The following is a 10,195-nucleotide window of genomic DNA, read 5'->3' as shown; positions in this document are numbered from 1 at the left end:
TTTAGACCATTTATAGGTGCGGTGTTTGGAGAAATAGGTTCAAGTTGAGCCCATTCTTGATCGGTTAAATCAGTATCATATGCTTTTCGTGCCATATCTTTAGTTTAACATTTTTTATGAATACAGGTTCTTAGAATGATATACTTAATTAAGCAGTAAAAAAAGCACCCGTTAAGGTGCATTTCTTGCTTGCTGAACTCGTCTATTACCAAAAAATTACCAAAGTTTTTTATAGTTGGTAATGGATAGTTATAAAGTTGAAAATCCCTTTATATCAATGTTTAAAGACGGTTAAGTGATAGTATAAATTAGTACCTTGATAGCTTTTGCCTATCGCACGATAATGAATTGGTATAGCTAATTGTTCAGTGAAAACATCAATTAGTGATATAATAAGTTTAAATATTTTTGAGTTTATCAAAAAGCATTAGTTTAAGGAGTTTTAACATGAAATTGAAAAAAGTTTTAGCTGTAACTGGCCTTGCTTTGGTATCAGGTCTTGTTTTAGCAGCATGTTCATCAGATGCTTCAAAAGAAAAATCTGGAAAAGAAGAAGTAGTCTTTGCGACAGTCGGTACAACAGCTCCATTCTCTTATGAAAAAGATGGAAAATTAACAGGGTTTGACGTTGAATTAGCACGTGAAATCTTCAAAGATTCAGATGAATACAAAGTTAGTTTCAAAAAAATTGCTTGGTCTTCAATCTTCACAGGACTTGATGCAGGAAAATACCAAATGAGTGGTAACAACTTGTCATTCTCAGAAGAGCGTGCTTCAAAATACCTTTATTCTTACCCAACAGGGATAACACCAGCAGTATTGGCAGTGCCAAAAGACAGTGACATCAAGACTTATGATGATATTGCTGGTCACACCACACAAGTTGTTCAAGGAACATCAACGGTAACACAATTGGAAGAGTTTAATAAAAAACATTCCGATAATCCTGTTGAGTTGAAGTTCTCAAGTGAAGACATTACACAGACACTTCGTGGTCTTAATGAAGGTAAGACAGATTTCAAATTATTTGATGCACCAACAGTTAACAGTATCATTGAATCACAAGGGTTAGATAATCTTAAGACTATTGAGATTGATGCTAAAGAAAAACCTTACATCTACTTTATTTTCGCTGATGGTGAAGATGATCTTCAAAAATTTGTGAATAAGCGCATCAAAGAACTCCAAGCAGATGGTACGCTGGGTGATTTAGCTGAAGAATACCTTGGTAGCAAAGACTATATTCCAGCTAAATCAGCATTGAAAGTACCAACGAACTAAGTTTAAGAATAGACATAAAAAGTCTCCTTGAGTAAAATGAAATGGTAACGATTATCTTTTAGATTCTTTATCTCAGTTTTACAGCAAGATCCAAAATCTCCCAAGCACCTGAAGCCCTTTGCTTTAGGTGTTTTTTGATGTTTATATCGTTCTATTTTTAGAAAACTCTTCGTTAGTTTCTGGGTGGAATGATAATACTGATTTTAGATCAAAATCTGAATATAGAAGTATGGTTCGAGTCTCCTTATCCTAGTAAATCGTCCAGATTTACACCTTGTACTTAAATGGTTTCAGATTTAGATTTTCATTGAGTATAAGGTCCATTATCAAAAAAAATGATATTTTTGACACTTTTCCATATTTTTTTTTCGAATAAATAAGTAAGAAGAAAAAATAAGGAATGATTATGCACATATTATCATGTTTGATATCAGTCTCGGCTACAATTTCTTGCTTTGCTTTGATGACGGAAACCAGTCGAAAAGGTGGGTGGGTACGCCGCTTTAAATTTATCTATCTTTGGGCTTTGCTCTTGCTTCCGCTTGCCCATTGGCTAGCAGTAGACTATCTTTGCCAAATGCTACGTTTTTTAACTATTTTTGGCGCCTTTATTATTATTTGTCACATTCCTTGTGACAAGATTAGTAAATTCAAAAAAGTATGCCTAGTTTGTCTCTATTGTGGCTTATGTTTTCAAATTGTGACCTTTTTGGGACATCAAATACTAAGTCTGTTATCTTAGAGATTTGAAAAGGAAATTAGTGGCTGAAGATTGAGGATAATTCTGGTATAATAGGCATATCTTGAATTACTAAGGAGTTCATTTGCAAGGAAGAATTATCAAAGCCTTGGCAGGATTTTACTATGTAGAATGTGACGGCCAAGTCTATCAAACCAGAGCTAGAGGCAATTTTAGAAAAAAAGGTCAGACCCCCTATGTAGGAGATTTTGTGGATTTCTCCGCAGAGGATAATTCTGAAGGTTACATTTTAAAGATTTATGACCGAAAGAATAGTTTGGTTCGTCCCCCTATCGTCAATATCGATCAAGCGGTGGTCATTATGTCGGCTAAAGAGCCAGATTTTAATGCCAATCTTTTGGATCGTTTTTTGGTCTTGCTAGAGCATAAGTTTATTCAACCAGTCATCTATATTTCCAAGATGGATTTATTGGATAATCCAGCTGAGATTGAAGCAGTGGCAGCTAACTATCGTGAGATTGGTTATGACTTTGTGACCACGCAAGAGGCGCTTCTCCCTATGCTAAAAGATAAAGTCACCGTCTTTATGGGTCAGACGGGTGTTGGAAAATCAACCTTGCTCAATAAGATTGCTCCAGAGTTGGCTCTTGAAACGGGTGAGATATCGGATAGTCTGGGACGCGGTCGTCATACGACGCGTGCAGTCAGTTTTTATAATGTTCATGGTGGAAAAATCGCAGATACGCCAGGATTTTCATCACTAGATTATGAAGTGAAAACTGTTGAAGATCTGAGTGAATCCTTCCCAGAAATCCGCAAAGCTAGTCATTTTTGTAAGTTCCGGTCCTGTAGTCACACCCATGAACCCTCATGTGGTGTTAAAGAAGCGCTTGAAAACGGTGAAATCTGGCGATCTCGCTATGATAATTACCTGCAATTCCTCAGTGAAATTGAAAATCGTCGCGAAACATACGCAAAAGTCATCAAAAGAAAGTAGGCTATCATGTCAAATCAAAAAATCGCTCCATCTATTTTAGCTGCTGATTATGCCAATTTTGCTTCTGAACTAAAGCGCATCGAAGAAACAAGCGCTGAGTACGTTCATATTGATATCATGGATGGTCAGTTTGTGCCAAACATCAGTTTTGGTGCTGATGTTGTGGCTAGTATGCGTAAACATAGTAAATTAGTTTTTGATGTTCATCTCATGGTGGTTAATCCTGAACGCTTTGTTGATGCCTATGCTCAGGCTGGTGCAGATATTATGACCATTCATACGGAGAGTACGCTTCATATTCATGGTGCTCTTCAAAAAATCAAAGCTGCTGGCATGAAAGCTGGTGTCGTTATCAATCCAGGAACACCGGTTGAAAGCCTTATTCCTGTTTTGGCTTTGGTCGATCAAGTCTTGATCATGACTGTTAATCCAGGTTTTGGTGGACAAGCCTTCATTCCAGAATGTTTGGAAAAAGTGACTAAGGTTGCCCAACTGCGTCAAGCAAAAGGGTTGACTTTCGACATTGAAGTAGATGGTGGCGTTGATAATAAGACCATTAAAGCTTGTGCTGATGCTGGTGCTAATGTTTTTGTTGCAGGGTCTTACCTCTTCAAAGCACAAGATTTAGTTTCTCAGGTTGAAACCTTGCGTGTGGCCTTAAATGACTAAAGTAGCACTACTAGCGGGCGGTGATTATAGTTCGCCGAAGGGTGATTTTGATTTCTACATTGGGATTGATCGAGGTGCTCTGAGACTTTTGGAAAATGGCTTCGCACTGGATTGGGCTGTCGGTGATTTTGATTCCATCTCTTCAGACGAACTAGCAAAACTAAAATCGTCTGGTGCGATTATTCACCAGTCACCCGCAGAAAAAGATGATACGGATACGGAGTTAGCCTTGAAACTACTATTTAAAGCTTATCCGCTAGCGCAGGCAACAATATTTGGAGCCTTTGGTGGTCGTATTGACCATTTCCTATCCAATATCTTCCTTCCAAGTGACCCCGAACTTCAACCTTTTATGAGTCAGATTCATTTGGCTAATGAGACTAATGTTATCTCTTATTTTCCAGCTGGAGAGCATACGTTTTTAGCTCACCCAGAGATGGACTACCTGGCTTTTATGACAGATGAAGAAACGGAGCTCACTATCTTGGGTGCTAAGTATGAACTCACTGCGGCGAATTATTTTAAGAAAAAAATATACTCTAGCAACGAGGCTGTTGGAAAACCTATTAGCGTAACTGTTCCGTCGGGATATGTCATCGTTATAGAGAGTAAGAATTGAAGAAAGGAGCCACGATGGAGACGCTTATGATATTGTTTTTGATGGCTAGCCTCGGGCTAACTTTCTTTTTATACCGCAAGCTGATCAATTTAGAAGCTAGTCTTAAAGACCAATTAGAGGAACATGCTGACAATCTCTCTGAGCAAGTGTCTTATCAGTTGACCAGTTCAACCAATGATCAACGGTTGGCAATCAGTCAAGACTTAAATCGCCTACAGACAGATATTTATCAACAGTTGACTGATATCCGAGATGTTTTACATCAAAATTTGACAGATAGTCGAGACCGCTCTGACCAACGCTTAGAAGCGATCAATCAACAATTAACACTTGCTGTTAAGGATATGCAGACTTCTAATGAAAAACGATTAGAACAAATGCGCCTAACAGTTGAAGAAAAGTTGGAAAAAACCTTGCAGACTCGTTTACAGGCATCGTTTGATAGTGTGTCTAAGCAACTTGAGTCTGTTAATCGGGGTCTTGGTGAGATGAAAACAGTCGCACAAGATGTTGGGACGCTTAATAAAGTTCTTTCTAATACCAAAACACGTGGTATTCTAGGAGAGCTTCAATTGGGTCAGATTATCGAAGATATTTTGACAGAGAGTCAATACGAACGAGAATTTGCAACGGTTTCAGGCTCATCTGAACGAGTTGAATACGCCCTCAAGATGCCTGGAGCTAGTCAGGGTGACTACGTTTATCTCCCAATTGATTCTAAATTTCCTTTAGAGGATTATTATAGACTAGAAGATGCATATGAGAGTGGTGATAGGGAGGAGATTGAACGATACCGTAAGGCTCTTCTGGCTAGTATCAAACGTTTTGCAAAAGATATCAATCAAAAATATATTAAGCCACCTGAAACCACAAACTTCGGTGTGCTCTTTCTACCAACGGAAGGTCTTTATGCTGAAGTGGTTCGCCAATCGGCCTTCTTTGACAGTCTAAGGAGAGACGAAAATATTGTTGTTGCTGGTCCATCAACTCTGTCAGCTCTTTTAAACTCTTTATCTGTTGGTTTTAGAACACTTAATATCCAAAAAAATGCAGATGATATCAGCAAGGTTTTGGGTAATGTCAAACTTGAGTTTGATAAATTTGGTAATATGCTGGTCAAGGCGCAGAAGCAATTATCAACTGCAAGTAAGACTGTTGATAGTCTGTTAACCACACGCACTAATTCCATTAGACGTGCTTTAGACACAATCGAAACCTACCAAGATAGTGCGACCACTAATCTTTTGGGTATCTCCCCTTTAGAAGACGAGGACTCCTATGAAAATTAATCAAATGAAAAAAGATGAACTCTTTGAAGGGTTTTATCTCATCAAAAAAGCAGAATTACGTAAAACGAGAGCAGGTAAAGATTTTCTTGCGATGACTTTCCAAGATGATTCGGGAGAAATTTCTGGAAATCTTTGGGATGCCCAATCGCATAATGTTGAGACTTTTACGGCGGGAAAAGTGGTTCATATGGAAGGGCGCCGAGAAGTTTATAATAATACTCCTCAAGTGAATCAAATCAAACTTCGCTTACCAGAAGATGGTGAACCGAATGATCCAGCGGATTTCAAAGAAAAACCACCTGTCAATGTCGCTGATGTTAAAGAATACTTAGAACAGATGGTCTTTAAAATTGAAAATGCCACTTGGCAACGTATTGTGCGAGCCCTCTATCGGAAATACCACCAGGAGTTCTTTACTTATCCTGCCGCCAAAACCAATCATCATGCTTTTGAGTCTGGATTAGCTTACCACACTGCTACGATGGTTCGCTTGGGAGATGCTATCGGTGATATTTATCCTGAGCTCAATAAGAGTCTTTTGTTCGCAGGAATTATGCTTCATGACTTAGCTAAGGTGATCGAATTGTCGGGACCAGACAATACAGAGTACACGGTTCGTGGTAATTTGATTGGGCACATCGCTCTGATTGATGAAGAAATCACAAAAGTCGTTACAGAATTAAATATTGATGATACTAGAGAGGAAGTGACGGTACTCCGTCATATCGTTCTCAGTCACCATGGTCTCCTAGAGTATGGTAGCCCAGTTCGTCCGAAAATTATGGAAGCTGAAATTATCCATATGATTGACAATATTGATGCTGAGATGATGATGATGACTACAGCGCTTAGCCGTATTGGTGAAGGTGAGATGACGGCACGCCTATTTGCCTTAGATAATCGTTCATTTTACAAACCAAAACTGTAAATGATAAAGAAAAATATAGAAAAGTGGGCATTGTTTTATCATAATGTTCGCTTTTTCTTTACTTTATGCTATAATGGCTAAAGTATAAGTGATAAAACAGGGATATGAAGTTGATTAATTAGGAGTAATTTATCTGTCGTGTAATCCTTAGTCATGTGGGTCTACTGTTTCGTCACAAAATTCAAAGGAGTAAACAGCATGAAATTAAGACGTAGTGAACGAATGGTTGTCATTTCTAATTATCTTATTAACAATCCTTATCAATTAACAAATCTAAACACTTTCGCAAGCCAATATGAAGCAGCTAAATCTTCTATTTCAGAAGATATTGCGATTATTAAAAAAGCTTTTGAGGAAAGGCATATTGGTGAAATTGAAACGGTTACAGGTGCAAGTGGAGGAGTCATTTTCACTCCAAGTATTGCAAAAGAAGAAGCTCTAGCAATTGTCGAGGATTTGTGTGACAAATTGTCTGAGAGTGATCGTATTTTACCTGGTGGTTATCTTTATTTGACGGATCTCTTGAGTACGCCAACTATTTTACAAAATGTCGGTCGGATTATAGCTAATGCTTTCAAAGGTGAAAAAATCGATGCTGTAATGACTGTCGCTACAAAAGGAGTTCCTTTAGCTAATGCGGTTGCTAACGTGCTTAATGTACCTTTTGTTATTGTTCGTCGTGATTTAAAAATTACCGAAGGTTCGACCGTTTCAGTAAACTATGTCAGTGGATCATCAGATCGTATTGAAAAGATGTTCTTATCAAAACGCAGTTTAAAACCAGGCAGTCGCGTCCTTATTGTAGATGACTTCTTAAAAGGTGGTGGTACAGTAACAGGTATGATGGGACTGTTAGACGAATTTGACAGTGAGTTGGTGGGTGTTGCTGTTTTTGCAGAGAATGCTCAGACGGAAAAAATGGATGTTTCTTATAAATCATTATTAAAAGTTTCTGAGTTAGATGTTAAAAACAGTCAAGTTAGCGTAGAGACAGGAAATATTTTTGATGTAACATTATAGAATTATCGTCTTAACATCAAATTGTCACAAAACTGAAATATAAAGATGGTATAATTTCAGATGTGTGAAAGTCTATTGCTTATAACAATAGACTTTTAAATAAATAATCCAAAATAAAATGAGTGAGAAGCTATGACAAAACGAGTTAAATTAGTTAGGAAAAATGCTGGTAAGACAGCTGCAACATCAACAATTGCCTTGATGGGCTTAAGTTTTGTGGGACAGAATGATGTTGTTGGTGCATCAGAAGTCGTTACCCCTACCACGCTAAAAGAAAATGCGATCACAACACAGACAGATAAGTCTAATCAAGTGACAACGGTTGGTGAAGCAAGTGCGTTAGTAGCAACAAACCAAGCGACTGTGAATAGCGCAAAAGAGGAACTCGCTAACCAAGAGGGAGCTGTTACCTCACAATCAGCTCTTGTTGAGACAGCGACGTCAGAAGTTGCAACCTTAACGGATCAGTTGGCAAGTGCAGTAGCGGAACATTCAGAAGCTATCCAGCTGAAATCAGAAGCAACCTCTGAGTACTTATCTGAGTTAACCTCTCAAGTAACTTCAGCTACAACAGCTCTAAGTTCTGAATCTGCAACAGCAGAACAAGTATCATCTGAAATGACGTCTCAATCACAAGTTGTTAGCTCAGAAAGTGAGGCTGCATCAGAAGTTGCTCGTTTAGCATCAGAGGCAGCAAGTCGAGTTAGTGATTTAACCTCTTTAGTCGAAGCACCAGAAAAAATCACAGCTAATTTAGCAGCAGCTAAGTCAGAAGTCAGTCGTTTAGAAAGTGAACTTAAAGTTGCTGAAACTGCTGTAACAACAGCAAGTGCGACTGCACAAACAGAACTTGCTAAACAACTTGCAGACAAACAGGCTGAATTGTCTAAGAAAAACGATGAACTACTTGCTCTTCAAGCGAATCAAGCGACTGGTGTTGTCGCAAAAACCAATGTTGTTGGTTCAAATAAAATTGTGCTACCAAACACCTTTAAAACACAAGTATTACCTGCTTTGACTACGATTGAGAAGAGCGGATGGACTTTCTCAGCAGGTTATAATGCAGCCGTTTCACAACTCACCAAGCAAATTGAAGCTGGATTACAAGGTAGCAAGTATGGTAGTGGATCAACGACTAATGCATACAAATCTATCGCCGCAGATACAACGCGCTATATCGATCCTAACAACCTATCAACCGAAGTTCAAAATGAAATGGCACAGTTTGTTGGAGACCTACTAAATGATGTTCGGGGACAACTTGGTTTAACAGCTTTTACGGTGACAAAGACTGCTCAAGAAATGGCTTCAGCTATCGCAGCAGAGTATCGTCGAACTGGTTTTGGTGTGCTTTCAAATCCTCATAGCTCAGCGATTATCGGTAAGCATGCTCAAAATGCTGGTTTATCTGCCACTGATAATCGAGGTTATGAAAGTCTAGGTTTCTTCGGGAATGCTAGAACAGTCGATCAACTGAAAAACTACTTCTACAATGGCATTGTCTATATGCTCTTTAATGATGTGTCATCAAAATATGGTCATACCATTAGTTTACTCCAAAATAGTAATAATGGCCCTTATTACCTTGGTGTCTCATCAACTTCAAATGCACAGCATATTTACGTGATCCCATCTGCTAATATTCGTAATGCTAGTCAATTTAGCACGACATCTCTTTCGGGGACAGTTACAGCGGTTGATAACACAGCTCAAATAACAGCTCTTAAAGCGACAATTGCCAGTCTGACACAAGAAATCTCTAACTTGAAAGATAAATCACAAGATGCGTCTTCAAATGCCATTGTGGTGGATGCTCAGCAAAAAGTTGTTGCTTTACAACAGCAACTAGCAACTGCTAAATCTAGTGTGACAGCTTTCACGGATCTATCTAAGCAACTAGCAAACAGCAGAATTGAATTGTTAGCACAATTAGAGCAAGCAAAACAAACTGAAGCTCTTTATCTTGAACAACAACTTGCTGCTCAAGATAAGTTGACAACAGAAATTAAAAAATTACAGGCGCTTCAAGTTGCTGTTAATACATCAGCTCAAAAAGTCAAAGAACTAAAGAATACTATTACTAGCTGGAATGAATTGTTGGCAAAACTGTCAGATCCAACATTAGTTGAAAAAGCTGCTGAAAAAGTAGCAGATTTGACAACGGCATTAGAGCTTGCTCAAGCAAATCATGCTGTTGAAGCTGCTAAACTTGAATTGTTGATGCTATCTTATAATGAAGCATTAGCTGTTTATGAGACTGCTAAAGAGAATCTAGCTCAGTCTCAAACTGTATTATCAAATTTAGTACAGCAATCAAACGTTACTAATCTTGTTCATAAGCAACAGTCAAATAGTCTTCAAAAAACAGTTGCTCAGTCACCGAAGTCAAGTGTGACGGCAGACTTAGCTAATGTTTCGAAACAGACTGCTAAAGCAAACAAGGCTTCTGTCGCTACATTACCAGAAACAGGTGATCATACAGCTGCTATCTCTGTACTTTCAGGGGTTAGCATGATTAGTCTTGCAGCAATGGTTCTTGACAAAAAACGTCTCAAAAAATAAGAACCATTTGAAATAGAACACATTTTAGGCTCTTCGTCAACTGTAGTGGGTGACTTACAGCTAACATCTAGAGAGAATCGTTCCGGTTCTCTCTTTTTGGTACGACGGGCATGTCGTATATCTGAGGTGC

Annotated in this window: 8 protein-coding genes; all 8 read left to right on the top strand. The window is 38.4% G+C overall.

Annotated features, from left to right (window positions below):
* The first annotated feature begins 447 nt into the window (after positions 1 to 447).
* Positions 448 to 1,281, top strand: coding sequence for an amino acid ABC transporter substrate-binding protein (locus ACMZ6U_RS07170; RefSeq protein ID WP_416107490.1), 834 nt, complete (start codon positions 448 to 450; stop codon positions 1,279 to 1,281).
* A gap of 824 nt (positions 1,282 to 2,105) precedes the next feature.
* Complete coding sequence (rsgA, locus tag ACMZ6U_RS07165; protein WP_416107488.1) at positions 2,106 to 2,978, top strand: ribosome small subunit-dependent GTPase A; 873 nt, start codon at positions 2,106 to 2,108, stop codon at positions 2,976 to 2,978.
* Between the two features lie 6 nt (positions 2,979 to 2,984).
* On the top strand, positions 2,985 to 3,647 hold the full coding sequence (gene rpe, locus ACMZ6U_RS07160; protein WP_416107487.1) for a ribulose-phosphate 3-epimerase: 663 nt from the start codon (positions 2,985 to 2,987) through the stop codon (positions 3,645 to 3,647).
* The gene (locus tag ACMZ6U_RS07155; protein WP_416107485.1) at positions 3,640 to 4,266 is read left to right on the top strand and encodes a thiamine diphosphokinase; all 627 of its coding nucleotides are present in this window, start codon (positions 3,640 to 3,642) and stop codon (positions 4,264 to 4,266) included. Before rpe ends, ACMZ6U_RS07155 begins: the two co-directional genes overlap by 8 nt.
* 14 nt (positions 4,267 to 4,280) lie before the next feature.
* Entirely contained in the window at positions 4,281 to 5,555 is a 1,275-nt protein-coding gene (rmuC, locus tag ACMZ6U_RS07150) for a DNA recombination protein RmuC (protein ID WP_416107483.1), read from the top strand.
* Complete coding sequence (locus tag ACMZ6U_RS07145) at positions 5,545 to 6,483, top strand: 3'-5' exoribonuclease YhaM family protein (RefSeq protein WP_416107482.1); 939 nt, start codon at positions 5,545 to 5,547, stop codon at positions 6,481 to 6,483. Before rmuC ends, ACMZ6U_RS07145 begins: the two co-directional genes overlap by 11 nt.
* Positions 6,484 to 6,681: 198 nt before the next feature.
* Positions 6,682 to 7,503, top strand: a complete 822-nt coding sequence (gene purR / locus ACMZ6U_RS07140; protein ID WP_416107480.1) for a pur operon repressor — start codon at positions 6,682 to 6,684, stop codon at positions 7,501 to 7,503.
* A gap of 132 nt (positions 7,504 to 7,635) precedes the next feature.
* Complete coding sequence (locus ACMZ6U_RS07135; protein ID WP_416107478.1) at positions 7,636 to 10,065, top strand: SEC10/PgrA surface exclusion domain-containing protein; 2,430 nt, start codon at positions 7,636 to 7,638, stop codon at positions 10,063 to 10,065.
* Positions 10,066 to 10,195 lie beyond the last annotated feature (130 nt).

Origin of the sequence: Streptococcus pluranimalium, from assembly GCF_047785745.1 — a bacterium.
In the GTDB taxonomy this organism is placed as follows: domain Bacteria; phylum Bacillota; class Bacilli; order Lactobacillales; family Streptococcaceae; genus Streptococcus; species Streptococcus pluranimalium_B.
Note: the sequence above shows the minus strand (reverse complement) of the source record. Positions and strands in the feature narration are given on the sequence as shown.

Bases quoted from the DNA above. Each gene is read 5' to 3' on its own strand.
- ACMZ6U_RS07170 (WP_416107490.1), top strand. From the start codon at position 448: ATGAAATTGAAAAAAGTTTTAGCTGTAACTGGCCTTGCTTTGGTATCA.
- ACMZ6U_RS07145 (WP_416107482.1), top strand. From the start codon at position 5,545: ATGAAAATTAATCAAATGAAAAAAGATGAACTCTTTGAAGGGTTTTAT.
- rpe (WP_416107487.1), top strand. From the start codon at position 2,985: ATGTCAAATCAAAAAATCGCTCCATCTATTTTAGCTGCTGATTATGCC.
- rmuC (WP_416107483.1), top strand. From the start codon at position 4,281: ATGGAGACGCTTATGATATTGTTTTTGATGGCTAGCCTCGGGCTAACT.
- purR (WP_416107480.1), top strand. From the start codon at position 6,682: ATGAAATTAAGACGTAGTGAACGAATGGTTGTCATTTCTAATTATCTT.
- ACMZ6U_RS07155 (WP_416107485.1), top strand. From the start codon at position 3,640: ATGACTAAAGTAGCACTACTAGCGGGCGGTGATTATAGTTCGCCGAAG.
- ACMZ6U_RS07135 (WP_416107478.1), top strand. From the start codon at position 7,636: ATGACAAAACGAGTTAAATTAGTTAGGAAAAATGCTGGTAAGACAGCT.